The sequence below is a fragment of the Kineococcus xinjiangensis genome (assembly GCF_002934625.1).
In the GTDB taxonomy this organism is placed as follows: Bacteria; Actinomycetota; Actinomycetes; order Actinomycetales; family Kineococcaceae; genus Kineococcus_A; species Kineococcus_A xinjiangensis.
In genome coordinates, this window is the sequence record NZ_PTJD01000001.1 from 1 (window position 1) to 24,607 (window position 24,607).

The following is a 24,607-nucleotide window of genomic DNA, read 5'->3' on the forward strand; positions in this document are numbered from 1 at the left end:
GCGGCGACCTGCTCCAGCGTCACGTCCGGATCACGGTTGCGAGCGACCCGCACGACGTCATCGCGGAACTCGCGGGGGTAAGGCTTGGGCACAGCAACATCCTCCCAGGCTGCCTCTCGGGCAAGCCAGCGTCGGTGTCACCGGATCATGCAGCAGACCCCTCGAAGCTGCCCTGACCGTCTGGGGTCCGCACGCCATCGGCCTGCCCGACCCCAGCCAGACAGAGGACGGGGTACGCGAAGTCAAGGTCGGGAAGGTCACGGCCCGTCGCTGGGTGAGCCCCTGGGGCGTGGTGCAGTCCTGGACCTCCGACACGGGCAAGTGGGTTGTCACCGCCTCCGATCTCGACGCAGCCACCGTCCAGCGCGTCGCCGAGACGATCGAAGCCAACGGTGACGCCCGGAGCGTCAGCGAGCTGCTGTCCACGATGGAGTCGGTGGACCTGCCCGCACCGCCAGAGCCACCGTTCCTGACCTTCAGAGCCCTCTACGGCGTCCACGACGGCGGTGGCGAGGAACCGATCTTCGACGTGTCCATCACCGATGACGGCATCCCCTGGCAGGCCAACGCCAGCACCGGGCCACTCGAGGTGGATGCCGAAGGCGAGCTCGTCGACATCAACGGCCAGCTCGCCAATGCCGGCAGCAACGGCGCAGAGCCCGGCTTCGTGGACTGGCAGCCGGAACCGGGGATCTACGCGCAGATGTTCGGCTACGTGGAGAAGGGCTACCAGGACCTCATCCCACTCGCCCGCACCCTGCAGCCCGCCCGCCCGGACGACCTGAGGATCACAGCCCTGCCACCGGTCACCCCTGGGTCCTGAGGTCGGGGCAGGTTACGGCTTCTCCGTTGTGGTGAAGCGTCACCACAACGGAGAGACCGCGGGCTGCAGTCATCATCCGGCGCGGATAGCTGCACGAGCAGACGCCCGACCCCACTGAGTGCGGAATGCCGTCGCGTCAGTGCCGTAGTGCAGGATTCGTCACAACCGACCGTGCCACGATCTTGACTCAAGACAGGGTTGTGGTGCGTCACGATGTGCGGCGTGCCCGAAGCCCGGGTGGCGAGCTTCGCGCGTAGCGAGGGGCCGGATGCTCCTCGCTGCAGACGGCGGTGGAGCACCGCGTGGCTCCCGACAGCGTCGGCGGCGCCTGCGCCAGAAGTGCCGGACTGGCGTTCCGACGCAGGGCACGTCACGGCCACAGTCCCAGGTCGGGCAGTGGAGCGGGTACGGCAGTGGGTTGGTGCGGCGGCCGACGTCCGCTGAGCCATACCGCGAGGTCCTGGAGTCGTCCTCGGATGCGGACGGTGGGGCCGACGCCGCTTGTGACGTGTCCGGCCGTGCCGTCGGGTTTCAGCGTCACCCGCCGGCCCTGGGGTAGGCGCGGGCCGAGGTGGGCGAGCAGGTGCCAGCACAGGGCCGGGGGCCACTGTTCGGTGGTCATCGTGGGCAGGTCGAGGTCGCTGCCGTGGATGTGCACCTCGCGCCACCACGCCAGCAGGACATCGTGCAGAGTGCCGTCGCGGTAGCTGCAGGGAAGTGCCCACTCCTCGTCGCCGACCTGGCCGAAGGCCGTCTCGAGGTGCTGCAGCGCAACGACGGCATCGGCGACGAGCCGCTGGGCTGGAAGGGCGGCGCCTGCGGTGATGGAGGCGTCACGGCCGGCGCGTCCACCGTCGTAGACCGCGATGCGCCGGCCGGCCCGGGCGCACTGGACCTGGCGGGTGAAGGCCTGCGCCAGATCAGCGAGGTGACGCAGCAGGTGGGCCCGGGTCCAGCCCGGAAGAGCCGTCTCCCGACGCACGTCCTCCTCACGCAGATCAACGATCACGCGGGTCAGGGTGCGGTGGACGGCCTCCACGTCGGAGCGCAGCACCGCAACGGGCGGCAGGCGACGCGGGTCCGCCGAGAAGAGCCCGCCGTTCGATGTGGCGGTCGGAGGATCCGCGTGCGTCATGCCCACAACTCCTGCCGCACCCATGCCCCACCTTCACTGCGGTAGCGCAAGCGGGTGTGGCGACGGGTCACCGCTGCCTGCCAGAACTCCACCTCCCGTGGCTGCAGGACGTACAGCCGCCACGAGGAGGCCACCGAGTCCGGGGCGGCCTCCAGACGCCGGCGCGCCGCGGCCAGTTGCGCTGCAGCGTCCTCACCGTCAGGGCGGACCTGGCTCTGTCGTCCCAGCAGCGCCTCGGCCCGCGCATCGAGGGAGCGGGCGAGGAAGTCCGCGCCGGCCGCCTCGGATCCGGCGTCGCTGACCACGCCCCGTACGCGGATCTGGCGCCCCAGCAGCGGCCAGTAACTGCTCAGCGCGGCCTTCGGCTGCTGCGCCAGCTGGACCCCCTTGGCGCTGTCCGCACTGGAAGCGAAGTACCAGCCGGTCACATCCACGTCCTTGAGGATCAGCACCCGCGCATCCGGGGCACCGTGCGCGTCGACCGTGCTGAGCGTGACCGCATGCGGCTCGGGCACGTCGGCGCCGATGGCGTGGCGCAGCCAGTCGAGGCACAACGCCACCGGCTCCTCGGGCGCATCGGAAGTGTCGAAGGTCGGCAGAGACCGGTCGAACACCGGTAGTGATCGCAGCGTCTGACGCAGGGAGGTCACACCGCGAGCTTGCCATACCTGCGGGTAGGTATGGAGGTGTGGCAGGATGGCGTCGTGCCGAAGGACGCCAGTGACAGCCGCCGTCGCCTGCTGGATGCCACCGCGGAGCTGCTGTGGGAGCGCGGCGTCAGTGGCACGACCCCCCGAGTGGTCTGGGAACGCAGTGGAGTCGGGCAGGGCAGCTACTACCACCACTTCGCCTCCAAGACTGCCCTGGCCCGATCAGCTCTGGAGGAGGTCGTCGAGCGCAGCCTGCAGCAGGCCGTGGCCGATCTCGAGGCGCCAGGCCCGGCACTTGCAGCCCTTCAGGCCTACGTGCTGCGCCCGCGCGAAGGGGGCAAGGGCTGCAAGATCGGCCGGCACACCAGCGACCACGCCGTCATGAGCACTCCCGAGCTCACCGAGCCGCTGCGGCACTACTTCACCGAACTGCACGCTCAGGTGCGCCGCACACTGCAGCGGGCCCGCGAACAAGGGCAGGACGTCGGCGACGTCGACGACCTCGCTGACACCGTGGTAGCCACCCTCCAGGGCGGCTACGTCCTCGCCCGGGCCACCGGCGACGACGCGCACATGCAGCGGGCAGTCCGAGGCCTCGTGCACCTGCTGAGCAGCGCCACCGCCTCGGGCACGTAGGTGGCGGCCGCTCGACCGGTTGCCGTCCGCGGACCCGAGAGACCCACCAAGCGGCATGGGGACGCATCTCTCCACCCGCAGGCCCGAAGACCCGGATGACCCCTCACGACCCCGGGCCCAGCACCGCAAGCAGCTCAGCCAGCGACGCGGCGACGTAGGTGGGATCCAGCCGCGGCGGGAGGGGACGGCCAACGCGGTTGATCCACGCGGTGTCGATGCCCAGCGCCGCCGCACCCGCGACGTCGGAGGACGGGGAGTCGCCGACGTGGACGACCTCGGCGGCGTCCAGGCCGAGCTGCGCCAGGGCCAGCCGGAACGGCTCGGGACGGGGCTTGTACGCGCGGGCGTCCTGACTGCTGACCAGCGCGTCCACGGTGATGCCGTGCAGGGCCAGCAGCGCGTCGAGGTCGGTGCGGTCGACGTCGGAGACCAGGCACACCGGAACCTGCAACGCGGCCAGGAAGGGCGGCGCGTCGGCGAACAGCGGAGGGCGCGACCAGAAGGCCATCTGCTCCGCGCACAGGACCTCCGCGTCGACGCGCGCCCCGAAGTGCGCTGCCGTCTCCGCGAGGCTGCTGACGTTGAGATCGTTCAGGGAGCGGAAACCGGCACCGTACGACTCATCGGCTGCTCGGCAGATGCGGTCGTACCACTCCCGCTCCACCAGCACCGAATCCACTCCACCAGCCACCCGCGCCACTCGCACGCAGACCTCGGTCAGCAGATCATCGTCGTCGCGCACCAGCGTTCCGTAGACATCCAGCAAGACCGCGCGGTACACGCCCGGATCCTAGGTGCTCGAGCATCGACCGATGCGCTTCGGAAGGGACCGCGAGGCGACGGGGGGAGCGGAGCCGCCCGGCGAGCGGGGTGGTGTTCGGGCGCACCGGGCACCGGGCGCCGGACAGCCATCAGCGAGCTGATGACGACAGCGGGCCGGACAGGGCTGCGCCCGCTCAGGCGGAGACGCGGAGCACGAGCTCCGTCGGCAGCACCACCGGGGCGGCCGGTTCCCCCGTCCGCAGCTGGTGCAGGAGGGCTTCGACGGCTCGCTGCGCCTGCTCGGCGATGGGTTGACGCACGGTCGTCAGGGGTGGAGCGGCGTATTCGGCGAGCTCGACGTCGTCGAAGCCGATCACCGCGACGTCCCGGGGCACCCTGCGCTCGGCCTTGGCCAGCGCCCGCAGCGCCCCCACAGCCATGGCGTCGCTGGCGACGAACACCGCGTCGAGATCCGGCTGGCGAAGCAGCAGTTCGTGCATCGCCTGCTCTCCCGAGGTGCGCGTCCACGCCCCGTGCGCCAGGTCGAGCAGCTGCGCACCCCCAGCCTCCAGCCCGGCCTGCAAGCCCGCGATCCGGCCGGCGCTGGCGGGCATGTCGGTCGGACCACCGATGGCGACGACGCGGCGCCGGCCCGCCGCGAGGAACCTCTCGGCGACCAGGCGCCCACCGCCGGGGTTGTCGCAGTCCACGGAACAGACCCCGGGCAGGACGACCGCGGACGCGCCGCAGAAGACGAAGGGAACGCCGGCATGCAGGAGCCGCTCGGGCAGCGGGTCCCCGTCGTGCACCGAGACGAGCAGGACACCGTCGAAGTGCCCGGAGACGACGTAGTCGGCAACCGATTGCTGCTCCGCGTCGTCGCGCGCTGCGAGGACCACCAGGTGGATGCCGGTGCCGATGAGGGATTGACTCGCGGCGATCATGGTGGCGCTGACGTAGGGGTCGCTGACGCCGAAGGAGAGGGTTTCGCGCACGACGAGAGCGAGCGCGCTGGTCCTGCGGGTGACCAGGCCGCGGGCCGACTGGTTGGGGACGTAGCCGAGGCGCGCGATGGCCGCCTGGACCGCCTCGCGGTGCTCCTCGGACACCCGGGCAGAGGAGTTGATCACCCTGGAGACGGTGGCGGGTGACACGCCGGCCTCCAGGGCCACGGTCTGCAGGGTGGGCGCCTTCCCGTGGGGGCTCGGACGCAACCGCCGTCGCACGTCGCCCCCTCCCCTGGCCGGGACCTCATGCTAGCCACCCCGGCGGCCGTCGTGGGGCGGTGATCGCCTCCCAGTTCCCCAGGGGACGCGCAGGCACCGGACGGGACGCGCGGACCCAGCGCGTTAGCACTCTCGACACCCGGAGGCCGCCCCATTGACACATCCGTTGCAGCATCTCCATGATTGCGCTTTCACGAGCGCCGGCATCGCTGCGCGCCGACATCCCACTCCGGAGGACACGTGTCCCTCACACGCACCGTCGCGTGGCACCGCGCCGCACACCGGACCGCCTTCGCGGCCCTCGCCCTCTCCCTCGGCGCGGCCGGCCTCGCCGCCGTCCCGGTCAGCGGCGCCAGCGCCGCGACCGTCGGGCGCGGCAGCTATGCCGACACCCTGCCCGCCGACGCCAGCGGCCCCACCTCCACGTGCGGCAACCTGACGAGCAACCCCCGCCAGTTCGTCACCGCCAACGCCCCGGCCGGCCCCGTGCCGACCAACGACTGGTGGTCCTCGCTGCTGTTCAAGCGCACGGACTGCGCCTACTCCCAGCCGCTGGCCGCCCACCCGATGTCCTTCGACGCCGTCGCCGGCGGTCTCGACGTCTCCTACACCACCACCCCCAGCATCACCGGCACGGCCGACGGGGTGAGCGAGTTCCACTACACCCACACCACCGACCTCACCGTCGGCGTGGCGGGGTTGAACTCCCGCGACACCAAGGTCGACGGCTGGAGCGACTGGACGGTGAGCCCCTACTGGTCGGACGGCACCCGCACGCTGCGGGCGACCATCGGTCACGGCCTGCCCTTCGTCTACGCGCGCGTCACCGGCGGCAACGCCCGCATCGGCCTGGCCGGCACGCCCACCGTCTGGTCCAACAACGGCTCCACGGTCGGCTTCACCGTCCGGGGGCACGACTACGTCGCCTTCGCGCCTACCGGGTCGGCGTGGAACGTCGGGGCGGGCGAGCTCACCTCCGGCCTCGGCGGCAAGGGCTACTACTCCGTGGCCGTCCTGCCCACCACCGCCGCCTCGACCAACGCCGACCGGGTCGCCGCCCTGCAGCGGCTGGCGCCCTACGCCCACAACCACGTCACCGGCACCCGCGTGAGCTGGTCCTACAACGGCACCAACAGCACGGTGCGGTCCACGTACTCCTTCACCACGCAGGCTCTGGAGGGCAGCACCACCGGCACCGCAGTGGCGCTGTACCCGCACCAGTGGCGCCACCTCAGCGGCACCACCGCCGCCACCCCGGCCTACGTCTCGCCCCGCGGGCAGATGCGCACCCTGACCGGCGTCACGTCCTTCACCACCGCGATGAAGTACACCGGCGTACTGCCCGAGCTGCCGCCTGCCGGCATGTCCTCCGCGGACGCCGCAACGCTCAACAGCTACCTCGACCCGTTCGCCACCGGCGATCCCTTCGCCGGGTTCGGCCCCGACACGTACTGGCAGGGCAAGGCCCTCGGCCGGGCCGCGCGCATCGCCGAGATCGCCCACCAGGTCGGGCGCACCGACGTGCGCGACCACATGGTCGCCGCCATGAAGGCGCGACTGACCGACTGGTTCACCGCCTCCCCCGGCGAGACGCAGCGGCTCTTCGCCTACGAGCCGAACTGGAAGACGCTCATCGGCTTCCCCGCCTCCTACGGATCCGACCAGGAGCTGAACGACCACCACTTCCACTACGGGTACTTCGTCGCCGCCGCAGCCACCGTGGCGAAGTTCGACCCCGCCTGGGCGGCGAGCTCGGGCTACGGCGGCATGGTGGACACCGTGGTGCGCGACGCGAACAACTACGACCGTGCGGACGCGCGCTTCCCGTTCCTGCGCGACTTCGACATCTACGCGGGCCACGACTGGGCCTCCGGCCACGCGGGCTTCGGGTCCGGCAACAACCAGGAGTCCTCCTCCGAGGGCCAGAACTTCGCGGCCGGGCTCATCCAGTTCGGGGAGGCGACCGGGAACACGGCGATGCGCGATGCCGGCATCTTCCTCTGGACGACGCAGACGGCCGCGATCCACGAGTACTGGTTCGACTCCCGCAACCAGAACTTCCCCTCCGCCTTCGGCCACGACACCGTCGGCATGGTGTGGGGCGACGGCGCCTCCTACTCCACCTGGTTCACCGCCGAGCCCGAGATGATCCAGGGCATCAACATGCTCCCCATCACCGGTGGTTCGCTCTACCTCGGCCACAACCCCGCCTACATCGACCGCAACATCGCCGAGCTGGAACGGGTCAACGGCGGACCGGCGCAGGTGTGGAAGGACGTCATCTGGTCCTTCCAGGCCCTCTCGCGCCCCGACCTCGCCCTCACTGCCTTCCGCCGCGACCCCGGCTACACCCCCGAGGAGGGCGAGTCCAAGGCCCACACCTTCCACTGGATCCGCAGCCTCAACGCCCTCGGGCGGGTCGACATCTCCGTCACCGCCGACACCCCGCTGTACGCGGTGTTCAACAACGCCGGCAAGCGCACCTACGTCGCGTCCAACCCCACCGCCACGACCCGCACGGTCACGTTCTCCGACGGCACGAAGCTCACGGTCGAACCTCGCCGGACCGCCACCACCAGCGGCGGCACCGGCGGATTCGTGGCGCGCTCCACGATCCAGGCCGAGGCCGCCACCGCGCAGTCCGGCACCGGCCGCGAAGCCACCACCGACACCGGCGGCGGCGAGAACGTCGCCTGGATCGGCAACGGCGACTGGCTGCGGTTCGACGCCGTCGACTTCGGCACCACCGCACCCACGACGGTGAACCTGCGCGTCGCCTCCGGTGCCGCCGCGGGCATCAGCGGGACCGTCGAGGTGCGGCTCGACTCGACCACCGGCCCCCTCCTGGGGAGCGCCTCGGTGGCGAACACCGGTGGCTGGCAGAGCTGGCGGACAGTGCCGGCGAGCGTGTCCGGCGTCACGGGCAAGCGGACCGTCTACGTCAACTTCCGCTCCGGCCAGCCAGCCGACTTCGTCAACCTCAACTGGCTCAGCTTCTCCGGCTGACCACGAGGTCCCTCCGGTTCCGCCGCGCGCGCGGGAACACGAAGGGGCGGGACAGGCTCGTCACAGCCTCCGCACAGGCGGCCCGTCGATCGTCGTGGTGGCCCCAGGAGGGACCCGGGGCCGCGACGACGGGGAGACAGCATGAGGATCACGAAGCGGATCGTGGCCGCCGGGACCGCCGGGGTGCTCGGACTGGGGGCGGTGGGCACGGCGCTGGTGGTGGCTCCGGTGGTGGCCGTGGCCGCCACGCCGGAGGAGGGCGCCGCCGGGCAGGGCAGCACGGAGCCGGGCCTGGTGGACCGGCTGCAGTCGATCAAGGACGCGCTGGCGGGGCTCGTCACCGACGGCACGATCACCCAGGAGCAGGCCGACGCGGTGGCCGAGACCCTGGAGTCCAGCGAGGCGCTGCGCCACGGCCGCCACCACGGCCCCGGTGGCCGCGGCGGCTTCGGTGGGCGCGGCGGGGCGGACCTCGCGGCGGCCGCGGAGGTGCTCGGCACGAGCGCGGAGGAGCTGCACACCGCCCTGCACGAGGGCACGTCGCTGGCCGCGATCGCCGGGGAGCGGGGTGTCGCCGTCGACGAGCTCGTCGATGCACTGGTCGCCGCGAGCACCGAGCGCATCGAGCAGGCCGTCACGGAGGGGCGCCTGCCCCGGGAGCAGGCCGACGAGAAGATCGCCGCCCTGCCGGAGCGGGTCGCCGCAGCGGTGGAGCGGGTGCACCGCCAGCGCTCGGACGAGCAGCCCACGGCCGACGGGGAGACGGCGACCCCGCAGACGTCCGGCACGTCCTGGCGCACCACCTGACGGGGCGCAGCCCCTGGGACAGCCGGCCTGCCCGCAGGCCGGCTGTCCGTCGTCTCCGCGAGGCGTCCGACGATCACCTGGGAGGCTGCGCGGGCCCCGGGAGGTGGGCCCGCACGGTGGTGCCACCGGAACCGCTCCGCAGCGTCACGTCCCCGCCGTGGGCACTCACGACCGCTTGCACGATGGCCAGACCCAGGCCGGTGGATCCGGCGGCGCGGGAGCGGGAGGAATCGGCGCGGGCGAAGCGCTCGAAGACGTGGGGCAGGACGGCGGCGTCGATGCCGGGGCCGTCGTCGGCGACCTCGACCACCACCTGCCCGTCCTGCCGGCTCAGCCGGGTCGTGACGGTGGTGCCGGGCGGGGTGTGGGTGCGGGCGTTGGAGAGCAGGTTGGCCAGCACCTGGTGCAGCCGCGCGGCGTCCCCGCACGCCGTCACCGCGTCCTCCGGCAGGTCCAGGCGCCACCGGTGGTCCGGCCCGGCGACGCGGGCGTCGCTGACGGCGTCCAGCAGGAGCATCGTCAGGTCCACCTCCTCCCGGGCCAGGGGCCGTCCGGCGTCGAGGCGGGCCAGCAGCAGCAGGTCCTCCACCAGCCCGCTCATGCGCACCGCCTCCGCCTCCACCCGGCGCAGGGCGTGGGCGACGTCGCGCGGCACGGGTTCGGCCCCCGGGTCGCGGCGGCGGGTCAGCTCCGCGTAGCCGCGGATGCCGGCCAGCGGCGTGCGCAGCTCGTGGCTGGCGTCGGCGACGAACTGCCGCACGCGCTGCTCGGAGGCGTGCCGGGCGCTCAGCGCCGCGCCGACGTGGTCGAGCATCCGGTTCAGCGCCGCCGCGACCCGGCCGACCTCGCTGTCCGGATCGGCGTCGGAGGCCGGGACCCGCTCGGGCAGGGCGACCTCCCCGACGTGCAGCGGCAGCTCGCTCACCCGCCTCGCCGTCGCCGCCACCCGTGTCAGCGGCTGCAGCTCCCGGCGCACCAGCAGGCTGCCGAGGACGGCCGCCAGCGCCACGCAGGCGGCGACGAGGACCACCTCCACCGCCAGGATGCGGGCGAGGGCCCGCTCCACCTCCCCCAGGGACAGGCCGACGACCGACGTGGCGCCGTGCTCGCCCGGCATCGCCACCACCCGGTAGGAGCCACCGTCGGGCAGCTCGACGGTCTGCGCGGGCAGCCCCGGCCCGCCCCGACCGCCGCGATCCGCAGTCTCGTCCCCCGACTCGAACCCGGCCCCGCGCACCACCGGAAGCAGGACGGTGGCGGCCCCCTCCCCCAACGGCCGCACGAAGCCGTCGGCGCGCGGGTCCACGACCCCGCCCGCCACCAGCTCCCCGTCGCGGAAGCAGGCGGTGAGCGTGCCGAAGGCGGGACCCGGGCGCCGCTGGCCCACCGGCGACCCCTCCTCGCAGAGGCCACCGCCCACCGCCTCGGGGCCGCGCCCCGGTGCGCCGCGCAGGCTCGTGGCGGCGACGACCTCCAGGCGCTCGTCGACCTGGCGGACGAGCTGGCGCTGCAGGGCCAGCGCTGTGACCGCGGCGATCAGGCAGCTCACCAGGGTCAGCAGCGCCACCATCGTGAGGATCAGCCGGGCCCGCAGCGACCGCGGGCGGCGGAGCCTCACGCGCCGGACTGCTCGGCGGGCTTGAGCACGTAGCCCGCGCCGCGCACCGTGTGGATCATCGGGGGGCGCCCGGTGTCGACCTTGCGGCGCAGGTAGGAGATGTACAGCTCCACGATGTTGGCCTGCCCGCCGAAGTCGTAGTTCCACACCCGGTCCAGGATCTGCGCCTTGGACAGCACCCGGCGCGGGTTGCGCATCAGGAAGCGCAGCAGCTCGAACTCCGTGGCCGTCAGCTTCACCTCGACCCCCGCGCGGGTGACTTCGTGGCTGTCCTCGTCCAGCAGCAGGTCCCCCACCGCCAGCACCGGTTCCGAGCGGGCCGCGACCATGCCCGCCCGCCGCAGCAACCCGCGCAGGCGGGCCACCACCTCCTCCAGGCTGAAGGGCTTGGTGACGTAGTCGTCGCCGCCCGCTGTCAGCCCGGCCACCCGGTCCTCCACGGCGTCCTTGGCGGTGAGGAACAGCACCGGCACGTCCGCGTCGTCGGCGCGCAGGCGGCGCAGCACCTCCAGCCCGTCGACGTCCGGCAGCATCCAGTCCAGGACCACTGCGTCGGGCCGGAAGCCGCGGGCCAGGCGCACCGCCTCCAGCCCGGTGCCGGCCGTCTGCACCTGCCAGCCCTCGTAGCGCAGGGTCATCGACAGCAGTTCGCTGAGGGTCGCCTCGTCGTCCACGACGAGCACCCGCAGGGGCGAGCCGTCGGGGCGGGTCAGCTGGGGGGCACGCACCGGACCAGGATGGGCGGTGCCGCTGAGCACCGCACGGGCAGCGCCTGTGAACCGGCTGTGAGCGCGGCGCGTCGCATGCACCCCCGGGGCGAGCGGCGTGCTCACAGGGAGGGCACAGCGAGCTGATATCCGGCTCCTGGGCGGGCCGCCGACACTGCCCGTGTGACTGAGACGAGCCGCGCCGCCCCGCAGGAGGAACTGCGCCCCCACCCCGGTGGCGGCTTCAACGGCGCGAACATCCTCGACCGGTCCGGCGTCGTGCGCAGCGACATCCGCCCCTCCTTGGGCACCTCCACCACCACCGAGGGCGTCCCCATGACCCTGACGCTGCACATCGTCGACATGGCCGGCGGCGACGTGCCCTTCGAGGGCGCCGCCGTCTACGTCTGGCACTGCGACCGTGACGGGAACTACTCCCCCTACTCCGAGGGAGGGGAGGACGAGAACCACCTGCGCGGCGTGCAGGTCGCCGACGCGAAGGGAAGCGACACCTTCACCAGCACCTTCCCCGCCTGCTACTCCGGGCGCTGGTCGCACATCCACTTCGAGGTCTGCCCCGACGTGAACTCCATCACCGACGCCACCAGCGCCATCGCCACCTCCCAGGTCGCCCTGCCCGAGGACGTATGCGAGGCCGTCTACGCCACCAGCGGGTACGGACTCTCCGTGGCCACCCTCTCCGAGGTCACGCTGTCCGGCGACAACGTCTTCGGGAACGACGCCGGCGCCAGTCAGCTGGGCACCGTCACGGGAGACGTCACCAGCGGCTACGCCGTCACCCTCACCGTCGGGGTCGACACGACCACTACGCCCACCGCCGGCTCGGCCCCCGCGGGAGGTCCCGCGGGTGCAGGGGTTCCCGGCGGCCGGCCCCCGTCGGGCGCTGCCCCCGACGGTCCCCCGCCCACCGCCCGCCCGGCTTCCGCCTGGGTCGGACGACGTCTTCGCCGGCCCCGACCTGTTCCTGGAGCCGCCCCTCGTCGGCGCTCGGGTCGACGCCGTGGGCAACCAGGTCTCTGTTGTCATCGACCTCCGCACCTGCCTCTCATCCAGTTCCGCAGACACCTCGGGGAACGGTCGCTGGTGATCAGCCTCGGGGGCGGTCACCTGCTCCTCCCGCTGCGCGCCCCGACGCTGCTCGCCCACGAGCACGACTACGTCATCCTCGAAGCCGAGCGCCTCACCCGGGTAGTGACCCCGTACGGCGGCGGCGATCCGCACAGCGCGTCCTGGGGCGATGCGCACCTGCGCTTGACGTGGAATCCGGACCGGGCCATGCAGGACTGGGGCCCACGAGGCCCCGTCGAGGATCCACGATGAGCGCACCGCAGCACTGCGCCTGCCTCCCCGCCGACGTCGCGGGGGTCGGCTGCGGGGGCACGGAGAGAACTCGACAGCGTGTCGCAGCAGTAGCCGGCCGGGGAGCCGAACCCCGAACCTCCCGCTCCTCAGGCGGGCGCCTGCGCCGGTCGGGCCGGTCGGCCGTGCACGTCCCCGGCGTCCTCCGGTGACGTGGATGTGCGGATCGTGCGCGCCCCCGGCAGGAGTCGAACCTGCGACCTGCCGCGTCGGAGGCAGCCGCGCTGTCCACTGCGCTACGGGGGCGGGATGGCCGTGGTGGCGGGGCGCGAACCTGCGGGCCGAAGCCGCGGGTTCGCGCCCGCTGAGCGACCGGTCGCTCGACACCACGCTGGGGTGACGTACGAGACTCGAACTCGTTGTCTCCGGCTCCACAAGCCGGCGCATCGACCACTTCCGCCTACGTCACCGTGACCCCCGTCCCCTCGGGACGGGGGTGGCCCCGTTCTGCGAGAACGGTGGGGCCAGGCCGTCGGTAGCGCACCGGGGCCCGTGGCGGGGGGTGGCCGGTGTCCCTCGCTAGCTGGAGGTCTGCTGCACGCCCGTGAGTTCACCGGCGGCGAGCTCACGCCAGATCCGCCGCTGCACCGAGGCCGCGATGTCCGGCCGCCACGGCGTCCAGCGCAGCCGCATCCTCGCCTCCGACGGGGTGCGGTCGGCCTTGGCCGCGTTGCACGGGGCGCAGCAGGCGGCCTGGTTCTCCCAGGAGTCCTGCCCGCCGCGACTGCGGGGCACGATGTGGTCGATCGTCTCGCCCCGCCCGCCGCAGTAGATGCAGGTGTGCTGGTCCCGTTCGAGGACGGCCCGCCGGCTGGCGAGGCCACCCTCGGCGCCGGGGCGCGGCGGCGCGAAGCGCACGTGGACCCAGCGGGTCAGCCGAATGGCCCGTGGCCACGGCACCGCCGTGGACGGGGAGCGCACCAGGCGCTCGGGGTCGGCCTCGTGCACGACGGCGAGCGGCGTGCCCGAGCCGTCGAGGGTGAGGAGCATGGTGACCGCCCGCTGCCACTGGACGGTGGCCAGGACGGTGCCGCAGGCGTTGAGGACGAGAACTGCACCCACGAGGATCACCTCCTGTCGGTCGTGGTGGGCGGTGCTGGCGGATGGGTGTTGCTCGTGGTGCGGGATCGAACCGCTGACCTGCCGCACGTGGGGCGGTCGTGCCAGCCGGACGAGCCCGGCGAGAGCGTGAGACGGGATTCGAACCCGCAATCGCCTGCTTGGAAGGCAGGTGCTCAGCCAGTCGAGCTCCTCACGCACGAGTCGGGACGGCAGGATTCGAACCTGCGATGACCTGCACCCGAAGCAGGTGGGGTGACCTGGCTCCCCGACATCCCGAACCGCCGGCACGACCGGCGCCCACCCCTTCGACCGCCCGCACCCGCCGACGTGGAGCCGGGCGGGGACGCTGACGCAGCAGCGGGGAGATCAGTGCCGGAACGGGTGGTCGCCGCGTCGCCCTCGCGGCGCCGGCGGCTTCGGCATCGACTCCAGGAGCCGGCCGTACGACGCGCGCCCGCCGGCGACGGGCAGGCACCGAGCCTGCTCGCTGCGGGAATTCGTCGTCGTCATGGGCATGAGGATGCCTGGCGGCTCAGGAGCGTGCAACGGGTTTCTCCGGCGGGCTCCCGGCAGCTCCCCCGGTGCATCCAGCGCCTCAGGCTCGTCGCCGGGCGAGCAGCACGGACTGCGGCGTCCTCTCGACGCCTTCGGCGCCGCGGTGCAGGTGGGCGTGGACGTCGAACCCGGCCTCGGCCAGCACGACGATCAGGTGCTGCGGGTCGTGGCGGTAGTTGGTCAGCTCCACCGGGTGCCCGTAGGCGCTGGTGATCTCCACGCGCCGGCCGTCGCCGGCCTGGAAGGCCGTCAGCAGCCAGGCTCCCGGCCGGAGGACCCGGGCGAACTCGCCCACGATGGCCGGCAGCCGGTCCGGGGTGGTGTGGATGAGGGAGTACCAGGCCAGCAGGCCACCCAGGGTCGCGTCGGTCGCGGGGAGATCCTCCAGGGCACCGACGTCGAAGCGCAGGTGCGGACGGGTGCGCCGGGCGAGGTCGACCATGCCCGGGGAGAGGTCGACGCCGGAGACGTCGAGACCGCGTGCGGCGAGGTGGGCGCTGACGCGCCCCGTGCCGCAGCCGGCGTCGAGGACCGGGCCGAGCTGCGCGGCGGCACAGCGGGCGGCGAAGTCGTCGATCATCGCGATGTCGAGAGCGGTCTCGGCGTCGAGGCCCGGCAGCAGCCTGGCGAAGTCCTCGGCGATGGTGTCGTACCCCTGCCGCGTCTGCGGGCGGTGGTCAGGAGGGGTCACGAACGCACACGCTACGCACTCGGGGGCTCGCGGGGCGATGGAGCGGCGATCCTCACCAAGCGCAGCTCGTGACTCTGCGTAGAATGTCCGTTACCGTGCCCGACGGGGCGCGGGGGGCGTCTCGCGCGGCGATCGTCGCCCTCCGACTGTGCGGAGGTGAGCACGCTGACGGATGTGCGGGCAGCAGTCGCCGACATCGCCCGCCTGGCCGCGGTGAGCAGCTACCAACTGCACGGGCACGCCGGTGACCCTGACCTGGACGGCGTCGTGGAACACCTGGCCGAGGTGCTGGGCGTGCCGATCGCGGTGATCAACCTGGTGGGGACCGACCACCAGTGCTACCCGGCCGAGCGGGGCGTGGGTGCGCCCGGCACGAACGTGCCCGACGAACTGTCCTTCTGCGCCTACGTGGTCGCCGGGCAGGCACCGCTGTGCGTGGCCGACGCCAGCGCCGACCCGGTCTTCGCCCGCAATCCGCTGGTGCAGGCCGGGGCGATCCGCTCCTTCCTGGGCGTGCCCCTCGTGGACGAGGACGGCTTCGCCCTGGGGGCCCTCAGCGTGTTCGACACCCGGCCGCGCGAGTTCAGCGCAGCCGACGAGGCGGTGCTGCAGACCCAGGCGCGGCTCGTGCGGGCGCTGCTGGCCGCCCGCCGGCACGAGGAGGCGCACCGGCGCCACAGCCGGATGCTGCGCCTGCAGCGCGACGTGCTGGACGCGATCGCCTCGGGTCGGCCGCTGCCGGAGGTGCTGGAGCGCCTGGCGGTGCACGTCGAGGCCCTGCTGGAGGGGCGCGTCCTGTGCTCGATCCTCCTGCTGGACCCGGACGGCGTCACGTTGCGGGACGGTGCCGGGCCCAGCCTGCCCGCCGCCTACCGCGACGCCATCGACGGGGTGCACGCCGGGCCGCACACCGGCTCCTGCGGAACCGCCGTGCACCGCCGTGACGTGGTCGCCGTCGACGACATCGCCACCGACCCGCTGTGGGCCGACTACCGCGACCTGGCCGCCGAGCACGGCCTGGCGGCCTGCACCTCGGTCCCCGTCCTCGGCGACGACGGGGCGGTGCTGGGCACCTTCGCCCTCTACCGCCGCGAGGCCGGGCCGCTGGACATGGTGGAGGGGGCTGCGATCGCCGCCGTCAGCGACCTGGCCCGGGTGGCCATCGAACGGGACCGGCGACGCCGGGAGCTGACCCGGCTGGCCACGCGCGACACCGTCACCGGCCTGCTGAACCGAGCCGCCTTCCTCGATGCCTCGAAGGCGCTGCTCGCCCGGTCCCCCGAGCCCGGCACCGTGCACGCGGTGCTGTTCTGCGACGTCGACCACTTCAAGCTCGTCAACGACTCGGTCGGTCACGCCGCCGGCGACGCCTACCTGCGTGCAGCCGCGGAGGGGTTGCACTCCGCGCTGCGCCCCGAGGACATCGTCTGCCGCTTCGCCGGCGACGCGTTCACCGTCGTCCTCGCCGACGCCACCCCCGACGCCGTGCACACGATCGCCGAGCGGGTGGGCGGCTGCTTCGTGCTGCCCGTGCGGATCCCCGGCCACGTCATGCACCTGAGCGCCAGCACCGGCCTGACCACCACTGCGCTCAGCGGCACCGCGGACCTGGACGTCCTCCTGCGCGACGCGGACATGGCCATGCACGCCGCCAAGCAGGCCGGCCGGGCGCGGGTGCAGGTCTACGACGCGGCGATGCAGGCCCGCGCAGCGGCTCACCTCGAGCTGACCCTGGCCCTGGCCGAGGCGGTGCACACCGACGAGTTCCACCTGCACTACCAGCCGGAGATCGACACGCTGACCGGGGAGGTGATGGGGTTCGAGGCCCTGCTGCGCTGGACGCGCCCCGGCACCGGCGCGGTCTCCCCCGCCGACTTCATCCCCGTCGCCGAGAGCAGCGGCGTGATCATCGACTTGGGCTCCCGGGTGCTCACCGACGCCTGCCAGCAGCTCGCGCACTGGCGCACGCAGCATGCGGCAGCGGAGGCGCTGACCGTGTGGGTGAACGTCTCGCCCCACCAGCTCACCGACGACCGGTTCGTCGAGACGATCACCGACGTGCTGTCCCGCACCGAACTGCCCGGCACCGCCCTGGGACTGGAGATCACCGAGTCCGCGGTGATGGCCGACCCGGAGACGGCCCGCTCGACCCTCACCCGGTTGCGGCGGGCAGGCATCCGCATCGCGGTGGACGACTTCGGAACCGGCCACTCCAGCCTGTCGACCCTGCGCACCCTGCCGGTGGACGTCGTCAAGATCGACCGCTCGTTCGTCAGCCGCCTCGGGCAGTCCTCGCGCGACCTGCGCATCGTGGACGCGATCGTGTCCATGGCGCACGCGCTGGAGCTGAAGGTGATCGCCGAGGGTGTCGAGGAGCAGGGCCAGTACGACCTGCTGCGCGGCCTGGGGTGCGACCTCGTCCAGGGCTACCTGCTGGGGCACCCCACCCCGGCGGGCCGGCCGGAGCAGATGCGGTCCCAGTGGCCCGGGCCGAGCCCCTCCGGAGCCGGCCCGTCCCCGGGCGTCCTGCTGACGCGAGCCCGCTGAGGGAGCCCGGCGTGACGGGCCCCGGAACCGCCGGGACCGCGCCGACTGGTCGGCGCCCTCGCGCGGCACGAGGATCACAGGCATGACCTGGTGTGCGGGCAACGCGGACGTCGACGGCGCCGAGGACGGGGGCTGGCTCGTCGGGCACTTCAAGGCCGGACGCGCGCCGGAACTCGCCACGGGTGACGTGGAGGTGAAGTGGGCGCGCCTGGCCCCCGGTTCCCGGGACGACGAGTGGACGGAACCCGAGCCGCAGACGTCGCTGTGCGTGCTCGTGAGCGGCAGCCAGCGGATCAGGTTCCGCGAGGGGGAGGTCGTGCTGCGGAGGTCCGGCGACTACGTCATCTGGTACCCCGGGGAGTCGCACACGTGGGAGTCCTCGGCGACGGAGGAGACCACCACGATCACGATCCGGTGGCCGTCGAGCGTTCCCGGCTGACCGCCACGAGGAGGGCCCTGCCACGTATCCGCGCGGACGCCCTACTCCCGCGGATCCTCGGGACAGGGCCGCTCGAGGAACTCCCGGTGGGAGGTCACCACGGCCTCCTGCTGCCACGTCGTCATGTCCGGATCGGTGAAGGACCTCGCCTCCGGTTCGGAGAACAGGATCTGCCCGGGCTCCAGGTCCTCCAGGTCGGCGAGGGAGAAGTCGAGGACCGTGATCGTCCAGTCCCCGTACGAGCCGTCCGGGTCCTCGTAGGACTCGACGTAGAGCTGGTAGTGGAGCTCGTCGTCGAGCGTTCCGTCCCAGCTCTGGACCATCTCCCACCCCTGGGACCGGGCTCGCTCGGGGTCTGTGAGGCTCCACGTGCTGACCTGGGCCGGGAGCCTGGACGGCTCCCAGATCGGGATGTTCGTCTCGTCCTGCCGCCCGTCCTCCAGGTGGTTCTCGAGGCTCACGCTGGCAGGGGGCATCTCGTCGCAGTCCTTGACGACGGCGACCAGCTGACGGTCCGCGTCGTACATGACTCCCAGCATCTCGTCCGGAGGAGGGGTGTCACCGAGGCAGGAGGTCAGGACGATGCTGCACGCCGAGCCCGCCACGAGCAGAGCGGACGCCTTCTTCCTGGATGCCACGATGTTCTCCCTGCCTGCCGGTGGACGGGGTCCGAACGTAGCGGAGCCGCCTGGAGCCGACCACGGAATCCCTCCGCCGCAACGGGATCAGCGACTTTCGTCGCAGGCGGGGTAGACGATCGAATCCCGGGGCGGGCCGGGACCGACCGCACCGCGGGTCTCAGCCGCGGACGGCGCTTGCCACGACGTCGGCGGCGGGGTTCCTCAGCTTCCGGTTGCTGTGCTGCGACAGCTCGACCAGGTGCGGGGAGGCGTCCTCGGGAGTGCAGCGGAACTGGACGACGAGGACACCCTGCGCCTGGTCGATGATCGCCCGGGAGTGCATGGCCTGCTGCAGCTGACCGGCGAGGGCGGCGGTGTCGTCGATCCGGATGGTGCGGCCCGACTGCGCCGCGTCCAGGCAGGGACCGAAAGACGCAGGCCTGCGCCAGTTCCGCGACGCGCCGCAGAACTTCGCTGACGGACTGTTCGCCCAGCACGATGCGCCCGGGTTCGAGGAACGCGTCCCGCGGATCCATCACCGGCCGGTCGCCGGATCGGGCCTCCTCACCGGCCGGAGGCGGCCCCGCTCACCCCTGGCGCCGGAGCCGGCGCGCCTGCGAGACGAGGTCCCGGGCCGCCGCGTCCCAGGCGGGGTGGGTGAAGGTGAAACCTGCGTCGAGGAGCCGGCCCGGCACGACCCGGCGGCTCTTCAGCAGCAGTTCGGTGTCGGTGCGCAGCGCCAGGGCACCGACCTCGGCCATCAGCCGGGTGGCGGGCAGACCGACCCGACGGCCCCAGGCGGTGCGCAGGGACTTCATCAGCTCACCCTGCGGCACCGGGTCCGGAGCGGCGATGTTGAACGGGCCGTCGAGGTCGTCGCGCTCCAGGAGGAACTCCACCGCCCGCACGAAGTCCTCGCCGTGCACCCAGGAGACGTACTGGCGCCCGCCCGCGACGGGCCCGCCGAGACCGAGGCGGGCGATCCCGGAGAGGTAGTCGAAGATGCCGCCGCGGTCGGGGGTCATGACCATCGCGGCACGCAGGGCCACGCGGCGGGTGCCGGGGGTGTCGGCCTGCGCCTGGGTCTCCTCCCAGCGGCGGGCGATGCGGACGCTGTACTCCCAGTAGAGGGGGACGTCGGGCTCCTCCCCGCCGATGATCCCGTTCGTCTCGTCGTGGGGCAGGTCGTCGCCTCGGCTTCGGGAGTCGGCGTAGATCGTGGCCGTGCTCATCTGCAGCCACACCCTCGGTGGCCGATCCGCCTGCGCGATCGCCTCGCCCACCACCTGCGTGGAGTCCACGCGGGAGTCCATCATCTGGCGCAGGTTGGTGTCGGTGTAGCGGCAGCTGACCGTGCGGCCGGCGAGGTTCACGACGGCGTCGGCGCCGTCGAGTTCCGCCGCCCACGCCCCGAGCGTCCGCCCGTCCCAGACCGCGTGCCGGACGCCGGCCTCCAGCTGCTCCGGTTTGCGGCTGAGGACCGTGACCTCGTCGCCGCGCTCCACCAGTGCGCGGCGCAGCACGCCGCCCACCTGGCCCGTTCCCCCCGGGATCACGACCTTCATCCCTGGAGCCTAGGACGTGGCGGCCCGCCGCTCCCGGAGGGTCGGGCGGTCCCGGGGCGGGCAGGCGCGGGAGGGGGCGCTGTCCCCGCGCCCCCTCCGGTGGTGCCCCGGTCCGGCGGCGCCTCAGTCGGTGCCGAACTCCATCGCGGCGCGGTCCAGCAGCTCGTCGTCGCCGGAGGGCTCACCGCGGGAGGCGATGACCTCGGCCCCGCCCCGCGGCATGGCCTCGATGAGCCCCGTGGACGCGGCCTGCGCCGCACCGATGAGCGTCGGCTGGGAGCTGCCGACCATGCCGAGCGCCGCGTACTGCTCGAGCTTGGCGCGGGAGTCGGCGATGTCGAGGTTGCGCATGGTCAGCTGGCCGATGCGGTCCAGCGGGCCGAACGCGGAGTCCTCCGTGCGCTCCATGGAGAGCTTGTCCGGGTGGTAGCTGAACGCCGGGCCGGTGGTGTCGAGGATCGAGTAGTCCTCGCCGCGGCGCAGCCGCAGGGTCACCTCCCCCGTGACGGCCGTGCCCACCCAGCGCTGCAGCGACTCGCGCAGCATGAGGGCCTGCGGGTCGAGCCATCGGCCCTCGTACATCAGGCGCCCGAGGCGGCGGCCCTCGCTGTGGTACGTGGCGAGGGTGTCCTCGTTGTGGATGGCGTTGACGAGGCGCTCGTAGGCGACGTGCAGCAGCGCCATGCCCGGCGCCTCGTAGATCCCGCGGCTCTTGGCCTCGATGATGCGGTTCTCGATCTGGTCGGACATGCCGAGACCGTGGCGGCCGCCGACGGCGTTGGCGCGCAGCACGAGGTCGACGGCGGAGGAGAACTCCTCGCCGTCGATGGCGACGGGCCGGCCCTGCTCGAAGCGGATCGTGACGTCCTCGGGGGCGATCTCCACGGCCGGGTCCCAGAACCGCACACCCATGATGGGCTCGACGTCCTCGACGCTGGCGTCGAGGTGCTCCAGCGACTTCGCCTCGTGGGTGGCGCCCCAGATGTTGGCGTCGGTGGAGTAGGCCTTCTCGGTGCTGTCGCGGTAGGGCAGGCCGTGGGCCAGCAGCCACTCCGACATCTCCTTGCGCCCACCGAGCTCACCGACGAAGTCGGCGTCCAGCCAGGGCTTGTAGATGCGCAGAGAGGGGTTGGCGAGCAGGCCGTAGCGGTAGAACCGCTCGATGTCGTTGCCCTTGTAGGTGGAGCCGTCGCCCCAGATCTGCACGTCGTCCTCGAGCATCGCCCGGACCAGCAGCGTGCCCGTGACCGCCCGCCCGAGCGGGGTGGTGTTGAAGTAGCTGCGGCCACCGGAGCGGATGTGGAACGCCCCGCAGGTGAGTGCCGCGAGTCCCTCCTCCACGAGGGCGGCCCGGCAGTCGACGAGGCGCGCCACCTCGGCGCCGTAGGCGGTGGCACGCTCGGGGACGGAGGCGATGTCGGGCTCGTCGTACTGGCCGATGTCGGCGGTGTAGGTGCAGGGGACCGCACCCTTGTCGCGCATCCACGCGACCGCCACGGAGGTGTCGAGGCCACCGGAGAAGGCGATCCCGACGCGCTCGCCGACGGGCAGGGATGTGAGCACCTTGGACATGAGATGAATATGCATCACAATGCATGTTCATGCAAGTCCCGTCGTGATCTCCTTCCGCGGTCAGCGACTGCGCACCCGCACCGCCTCTGGCTGAAGGCGCTCACGACAGCCCGAGGATCGCCGCCCTGGTCGGCCTGCGATCGATCTCCATCCACCGGTGGGCGCCCTCCAGCTCGGCGAAGCCGCTGCGCCGGTAGACCTCCTGCGCATCCCTCGTCGCGAGCACGAACCGCGGCACCCCGCGCGCCGTGAGGTCCTCGACGACGACGTCGACCAGCCACCGCCCCACTCCCCGGCCCCGGTGCGCGGAGTCGACGAACACGTCGCAGATCCAGGCGAACGTGGCCCCGTCGGTGATGGCGCGGGCGAAACCCACCTGCACGTCCCCGGCGAACACCGAGTAGGGGGTCGATCCGGCGATCGAGCGCTCGACGACGTCCACCGGCCGGCCGGTGGCCCAGTACGACTCCTCCGACAGCCAGCGGTGCACCCGCCCCAGGTCGACCCTGGCGGCGTCGGTGGTGATCTCGTAGCCGTCACGTCGCGCCTGCACGAACACGGTCCCGTCCTCCCCTGCCGACCGGCGGGACGCCCCGCGGCTGCCCCTGACCGGCCTCGATCCTCCGGGACGCAGCCTCGGTCCGGACAGGGCCGAACCGCACGTCTTGGCCTCGTCGCCGGGCGCGCCCCGGAGGGACGCGCGTCAGCGCCAGTCCTCCAGGTCGTACGCCCACGCCTCGCGGTCGTCGCCGAGGATCGCCGCCGCGACGTCGCGCAGCCGGTACACCTCCAGGGGCCACACCTCGTCGGGTCCCAGGGGTGACCTCACCCGCGCCGGCAGGTACAGCAGCAGCGGCGGGCGGCCGTGGTCGTCGGACACCGGGACCCGCTCCCCGTCGCGCTCTCCCCCGTGCAGGGTGGCGAACAGGCACAGCGGCCCCGCGTCACTCAGGTCGTCCAGCACCCGAGCAAGTGTGCGGACCGGGAAGGCGTGCGCACCTCGAACCGCCGAGGACCCGGCCACCGATGGAGATCACGCATGGGTTCGCTCCGAGGCCGCTCCTGGCGCGGGGGGGCCGGCCCTACAGCGCGTCCGCGGCCGGCAGGTGGAACCAGACGGTCTTGCCCGTCTCTCGCAGATCGACGCCCCAGTCGTCGCTGAGCAGGTCCACCAGGGCGATGCCGCGGCCGGACGTCGCCTCCGGGGCGGCCTCGCGCCGGACCGGCGCCTCGGAGCCGCCGTCGCTGACGGCGACCAGCATCCCCGGCGTCCCGTCGCAGGTCAGGCGCAGGGTGATCGGCGGTCCGCCATGGGCAACGGCGTTGGTGACGACCTCCGTGACCAGCAGCTTGGCCTCCTCCAGCACCCGGGAGTGGTGCACCGGACAGTCGTTCTCCTCGAGGAAGCGGCGGGCCGCGCGGGCGGACTCCATGTGCGGGTCGAGGGCCAGGAGGGCCGGGGGCGTCACGTCGCACATGCAGTCATCGTCGAGGGCGCGATCCGGATCGGCACCTCGGCCGCCACGGTCGGCCGTCCCGATCCGGTCGGCCCCGACGCCTCAGGCGGGTGCGGCGGAGGGGCGCCGTTCCAGGTGGTCCAGGGCCGCGGTGAGCGTCTCCGGGGTCAGCGGCGAGGCCGGTCCGAGCCCGTGGCGCAGGGCGAGGCCGCGCACGTAGGCGCGACTGACGACCTCACCGGCGGCCAGGATCCCGGAGCTGCGGTCGGCTGCCAGGTAGAACGCCAGCAGCGGCAGCGGCTCGTCCGCAGCGAGGCAGGCGCCGGTGACGACCTGCAGGAAGTCCACGTCGGCCGCGGTGAGCAGCAGGAGGGCGCGGGGCCCCACCTCCGGGGCGGCTGGAGCGGGCGCGCGCGGGTCGGGAGCGGTCAGGACGGCGGTCGCCGCGGATCCGGACACGGACGTTCCTCCCGAGGGGGCGTGGGGACCGGGGACGGGACCCCCGGACCGATCCCCCCCTCATCGACAGCCCGCCGCTGCGGCTTGAGCACCCGAACGGGTGACCGTGACACGGGACCCCGGCGCCCCATCTCACGCGTTGGACCGAACCGGTCGGCATCGCCAGAGATCCACGGTCGGCGTCGGGAACCGCCGATGCCGGTCGTCCAGATGTTCGCTCCACAGGCGGGGGGAGCCCGCACGACGCCCGTCGAAGCCGTGTGCAGCGCCCTGTCGCAGTACGGGCGTTGCCGTGGACTTCCCCGCCCGCCAGTAGGGTCGGCGCACATGGACGGTCCTGACCCGCAGCACCGGCTGACCACGGCCGGGCAGGACGCGGACCTGGACGGTCGGCTGAGCGCGGAACTGGACGCCTTCAACGTCGCCGCCTCCGGCGTCGCGGACCAGCGCGAGTTCACCGTCAAGATCGAGGGCGACTCCGGTGAGCTGCTCGGCGGGCTCAGCGGATGGACGTGGGGGCCGTCGGCGGGCATCTCGATGGTGTGGGTCCGGGAGGACCAGCGCGGCAGCGGCCTGGGTGGCCGGTTGCTGGCCGCCGCCGACGACGTGGCGCGTGAACGTGGATGCAGGCGCGTGTTCGTCTCCTCGTTCACGTTCCAGGCGCCCGGGTTCTACGAGCGGCACGGGTTCGTCGAGTGCGCCCGCACCCCGGAGCACCCACTGGACGGCACGGCCGACGTCCACCTCGTCAAGCACCTGCCGCCCACGAGCTGACCGGCCCGGCACCTGCGTGCACCACCTCCGGCTCGTCGCCAGGTCGGCACGAGGGGGTGGCGACCGGCCGCCTGCAGACGCTGCAGGATCCGGTCCGGGTGGTCGGTCAGCCACCA

General features: G+C 72.8%; 25 protein-coding genes and 4 tRNA genes. 8 read left to right on the forward strand and 21 right to left on the reverse strand.

What is annotated here, in order from left to right; genetic code table 11:
* Nucleotides 1-274: 274 nt before the first annotated feature.
* Nucleotides 275-823, forward strand: a complete 549-nt coding sequence (locus CLV92_RS00005) for a hypothetical protein (RefSeq protein WP_146099361.1) — start codon at nt 275-277, stop codon at nt 821-823.
* 370 nt (nt 824-1,193) lie between these two features.
* On the opposite strand, the gene CLV92_RS00010 is transcribed toward CLV92_RS00005, so the two are convergent.
* Together CLV92_RS00010 and CLV92_RS00015 are read right to left on the reverse strand one after the other, a co-directional pair.
* The gene (locus tag CLV92_RS00010; RefSeq protein WP_158257077.1) at nt 1,194-1,958 is read right to left on the reverse strand and encodes a maleylpyruvate isomerase family mycothiol-dependent enzyme; all 765 of its coding nucleotides are present in this window, start codon (nt 1,956-1,958) and stop codon (nt 1,194-1,196) included.
* On the reverse strand, nt 1,955-2,608 hold the full coding sequence (locus tag CLV92_RS00015) for a pyridoxine/pyridoxamine 5'-phosphate oxidase (protein WP_104430761.1): 654 nt from the start codon (nt 2,606-2,608) through the stop codon (nt 1,955-1,957). The genes CLV92_RS00010 and CLV92_RS00015 overlap by 4 nt, the downstream gene beginning before the upstream one ends.
* Before the next feature lie 54 nt (nt 2,609-2,662).
* Between CLV92_RS00015 and CLV92_RS00020 the strand changes: the two genes are divergently transcribed.
* Complete coding sequence (locus tag CLV92_RS00020; protein ID WP_158257078.1) at nt 2,663-3,244, forward strand: TetR/AcrR family transcriptional regulator; 582 nt, start codon at nt 2,663-2,665, stop codon at nt 3,242-3,244.
* Between the two features lie 103 nt (nt 3,245-3,347).
* Here CLV92_RS00020 and CLV92_RS00025 read toward each other — a convergent pair whose 3' ends face one another.
* Both CLV92_RS00025 and CLV92_RS00030 read right to left on the reverse strand, forming a co-directional pair.
* Nucleotides 3,348-4,025 carry an HAD family hydrolase gene (locus CLV92_RS00025; protein WP_104430763.1) on the reverse strand — a complete coding sequence of 226 codons (678 nt, stop codon included), beginning with the start codon at nt 4,023-4,025 and terminating at the stop codon, nt 3,348-3,350.
* 175 nt (nt 4,026-4,200) lie between these two features.
* Entirely contained in the window at nt 4,201-5,178 is a 978-nt protein-coding gene (locus CLV92_RS00030; protein WP_211290731.1) for a LacI family DNA-binding transcriptional regulator, read from the reverse strand.
* A 294-nt stretch (nt 5,179-5,472) separates the two neighbouring features.
* Between CLV92_RS00030 and CLV92_RS00035 the strand changes: the two genes are divergently transcribed.
* Together CLV92_RS00035 and CLV92_RS00040 are read left to right on the forward strand one after the other, a co-directional pair.
* The gene (locus CLV92_RS00035) at nt 5,473-8,238 is read left to right on the forward strand and encodes a glycosyl hydrolase (RefSeq protein WP_104430765.1); all 2,766 of its coding nucleotides are present in this window, start codon (nt 5,473-5,475) and stop codon (nt 8,236-8,238) included.
* Between the two features lie 141 nt (nt 8,239-8,379).
* Nucleotides 8,380-9,045, forward strand: coding sequence for a hypothetical protein (locus CLV92_RS00040; RefSeq protein WP_104430766.1), 666 nt, complete (start codon nt 8,380-8,382; stop codon nt 9,043-9,045).
* Between the two features lie 73 nt (nt 9,046-9,118).
* Here CLV92_RS00040 and CLV92_RS00045 read toward each other — a convergent pair whose 3' ends face one another.
* Together CLV92_RS00045 and CLV92_RS00050 are read right to left on the reverse strand one after the other, a co-directional pair.
* Nucleotides 9,119-10,615: a sensor histidine kinase gene (locus CLV92_RS00045; RefSeq protein ID WP_104431212.1), complete on the reverse strand. Its 1,497-nt coding sequence runs from the start codon at nt 10,613-10,615 to the stop codon at nt 9,119-9,121.
* Between the two features lie 44 nt (nt 10,616-10,659).
* Nucleotides 10,660-11,391 carry a response regulator transcription factor gene (locus CLV92_RS00050; RefSeq protein WP_281256872.1) on the reverse strand — a complete coding sequence of 244 codons (732 nt, stop codon included), beginning with the start codon at nt 11,389-11,391 and terminating at the stop codon, nt 10,660-10,662.
* A gap of 162 nt (nt 11,392-11,553) precedes the next feature.
* Between CLV92_RS00050 and CLV92_RS23170 the strand changes: the two genes are divergently transcribed.
* Complete coding sequence (locus CLV92_RS23170) at nt 11,554-12,711, forward strand: dioxygenase family protein (protein WP_104430768.1); 1,158 nt, start codon at nt 11,554-11,556, stop codon at nt 12,709-12,711.
* A 212-nt stretch (nt 12,712-12,923) separates the two neighbouring features.
* Here CLV92_RS23170 and CLV92_RS00060 read toward each other — a convergent pair.
* From CLV92_RS00060 to CLV92_RS00085, 7 genes are all read right to left on the reverse strand, one after another.
* Nucleotides 12,924-12,996, reverse strand: a tRNA-Arg gene (locus CLV92_RS00060).
* A gap of 86 nt (nt 12,997-13,082) precedes the next feature.
* Nucleotides 13,083-13,159: transfer RNA gene (locus CLV92_RS00065), tRNA-His, on the reverse strand.
* A 110-nt stretch (nt 13,160-13,269) separates the two neighbouring features.
* Entirely contained in the window at nt 13,270-13,812 is a 543-nt protein-coding gene (locus tag CLV92_RS00070; protein ID WP_245886259.1) for an HNH endonuclease, read from the reverse strand.
* Between the two features lie 123 nt (nt 13,813-13,935).
* Nucleotides 13,936-14,008 (reverse strand) — tRNA-Gly (locus CLV92_RS00075).
* Between the two features lie 5 nt (nt 14,009-14,013).
* Nucleotides 14,014-14,088 (reverse strand) — tRNA-Pro (locus tag CLV92_RS00080).
* 90 nt (nt 14,089-14,178) lie between these two features.
* Nucleotides 14,179-14,322 (reverse strand): hypothetical protein, encoded by a 144-nt coding sequence (locus tag CLV92_RS21215; protein WP_158257079.1) that lies wholly within the window; start codon nt 14,320-14,322, stop codon nt 14,179-14,181.
* Nucleotides 14,323-14,407: 85 nt separating this feature from the next.
* Complete coding sequence (locus CLV92_RS00085; RefSeq protein ID WP_211290732.1) at nt 14,408-15,058, reverse strand: class I SAM-dependent DNA methyltransferase; 651 nt, start codon at nt 15,056-15,058, stop codon at nt 14,408-14,410.
* Nucleotides 15,059-15,214: 156 nt separating this feature from the next.
* Between CLV92_RS00085 and CLV92_RS00090 the strand changes: the two genes are divergently transcribed.
* Both CLV92_RS00090 and CLV92_RS00095 read left to right on the forward strand, forming a co-directional pair.
* Entirely contained in the window at nt 15,215-17,605 is a 2,391-nt protein-coding gene (locus CLV92_RS00090) for an EAL domain-containing protein (protein ID WP_104430769.1), read from the forward strand.
* 82 nt (nt 17,606-17,687) lie between these two features.
* On the forward strand, nt 17,688-18,044 hold the full coding sequence (locus CLV92_RS00095) for a cupin domain-containing protein (RefSeq protein ID WP_104430770.1): 357 nt from the start codon (nt 17,688-17,690) through the stop codon (nt 18,042-18,044).
* Nucleotides 18,045-18,085: 41 nt separating this feature from the next.
* Here the strand turns inward: CLV92_RS00095 and CLV92_RS00100 are convergent, their stop codons facing one another.
* From CLV92_RS00100 to CLV92_RS00135, 8 genes are all read right to left on the reverse strand, one after another.
* Nucleotides 18,086-18,682, reverse strand: a complete 597-nt coding sequence (locus tag CLV92_RS00100; protein ID WP_104430771.1) for a hypothetical protein — start codon at nt 18,680-18,682, stop codon at nt 18,086-18,088.
* A gap of 160 nt (nt 18,683-18,842) precedes the next feature.
* Nucleotides 18,843-19,007: an ANTAR domain-containing protein gene (locus tag CLV92_RS22115; protein ID WP_245886261.1), complete on the reverse strand. Its 165-nt coding sequence runs from the start codon at nt 19,005-19,007 to the stop codon at nt 18,843-18,845.
* A gap of 244 nt (nt 19,008-19,251) precedes the next feature.
* The gene (locus CLV92_RS00110; protein ID WP_104430772.1) at nt 19,252-20,229 is read right to left on the reverse strand and encodes a TIGR01777 family oxidoreductase; all 978 of its coding nucleotides are present in this window, start codon (nt 20,227-20,229) and stop codon (nt 19,252-19,254) included.
* Between the two features lie 123 nt (nt 20,230-20,352).
* Nucleotides 20,353-21,801 (reverse strand): argininosuccinate synthase, encoded by a 1,449-nt coding sequence (argG, locus tag CLV92_RS00115; RefSeq protein WP_104430773.1) that lies wholly within the window; start codon nt 21,799-21,801, stop codon nt 20,353-20,355.
* A gap of 100 nt (nt 21,802-21,901) precedes the next feature.
* Nucleotides 21,902-22,360, reverse strand: coding sequence for a GNAT family N-acetyltransferase (locus tag CLV92_RS00120; protein WP_104430774.1), 459 nt, complete (start codon nt 22,358-22,360; stop codon nt 21,902-21,904).
* 144 nt (nt 22,361-22,504) lie between these two features.
* On the reverse strand, nt 22,505-22,765 hold the full coding sequence (locus CLV92_RS00125; RefSeq protein WP_104430775.1) for a hypothetical protein: 261 nt from the start codon (nt 22,763-22,765) through the stop codon (nt 22,505-22,507).
* A 118-nt stretch (nt 22,766-22,883) separates the two neighbouring features.
* Complete coding sequence (locus CLV92_RS00130; RefSeq protein ID WP_104430776.1) at nt 22,884-23,279, reverse strand: ATP-binding protein; 396 nt, start codon at nt 23,277-23,279, stop codon at nt 22,884-22,886.
* An 81-nt stretch (nt 23,280-23,360) separates the two neighbouring features.
* Nucleotides 23,361-23,717, reverse strand: coding sequence for a hypothetical protein (locus CLV92_RS00135; protein ID WP_104430777.1), 357 nt, complete (start codon nt 23,715-23,717; stop codon nt 23,361-23,363).
* Between the two features lie 327 nt (nt 23,718-24,044).
* On the opposite strand from CLV92_RS00135, the gene CLV92_RS00140 reads away from it, so the two are divergent.
* On the forward strand, nt 24,045-24,491 hold the full coding sequence (locus tag CLV92_RS00140; protein WP_104430778.1) for a GNAT family N-acetyltransferase: 447 nt from the start codon (nt 24,045-24,047) through the stop codon (nt 24,489-24,491).
* Nucleotides 24,492-24,607 lie beyond the last annotated feature (116 nt).

What these genes read in the sequence shown, in the direction of transcription:
- CLV92_RS00045 (WP_104431212.1), bottom strand. Translation starts at nt 10,615, where the DNA reads ATGGTGGCGCTGCTGACCCTGGTGAGCTGCCTGATCGCCGCGGTCACA.
- CLV92_RS00010 (WP_158257077.1), bottom strand. Translation starts at nt 1,958, where the DNA reads ATGACGCACGCGGATCCTCCGACCGCCACATCGAACGGCGGGCTCTTC.
- CLV92_RS00040 (WP_104430766.1), top strand. Translation starts at nt 8,380, where the DNA reads ATGAGGATCACGAAGCGGATCGTGGCCGCCGGGACCGCCGGGGTGCTC.
- CLV92_RS00095 (WP_104430770.1), top strand. Translation starts at nt 17,688, where the DNA reads ATGACCTGGTGTGCGGGCAACGCGGACGTCGACGGCGCCGAGGACGGG.
- argG (WP_104430773.1), bottom strand. Translation starts at nt 21,801, where the DNA reads ATGTCCAAGGTGCTCACATCCCTGCCCGTCGGCGAGCGCGTCGGGATC.
- CLV92_RS21215 (WP_158257079.1), bottom strand. Translation starts at nt 14,322, where the DNA reads ATGACGACGACGAATTCCCGCAGCGAGCAGGCTCGGTGCCTGCCCGTC.
- CLV92_RS22115 (WP_245886261.1), bottom strand. Translation starts at nt 19,007, where the DNA reads ATGCACTCCCGGGCGATCATCGACCAGGCGCAGGGTGTCCTCGTCGTC.
- CLV92_RS00110 (WP_104430772.1), bottom strand. Translation starts at nt 20,229, where the DNA reads ATGAAGGTCGTGATCCCGGGGGGAACGGGCCAGGTGGGCGGCGTGCTG.
- CLV92_RS00140 (WP_104430778.1), top strand. Translation starts at nt 24,045, where the DNA reads ATGGACGGTCCTGACCCGCAGCACCGGCTGACCACGGCCGGGCAGGAC.
- CLV92_RS00130 (WP_104430776.1), bottom strand. Translation starts at nt 23,279, where the DNA reads ATGTGCGACGTGACGCCCCCGGCCCTCCTGGCCCTCGACCCGCACATG.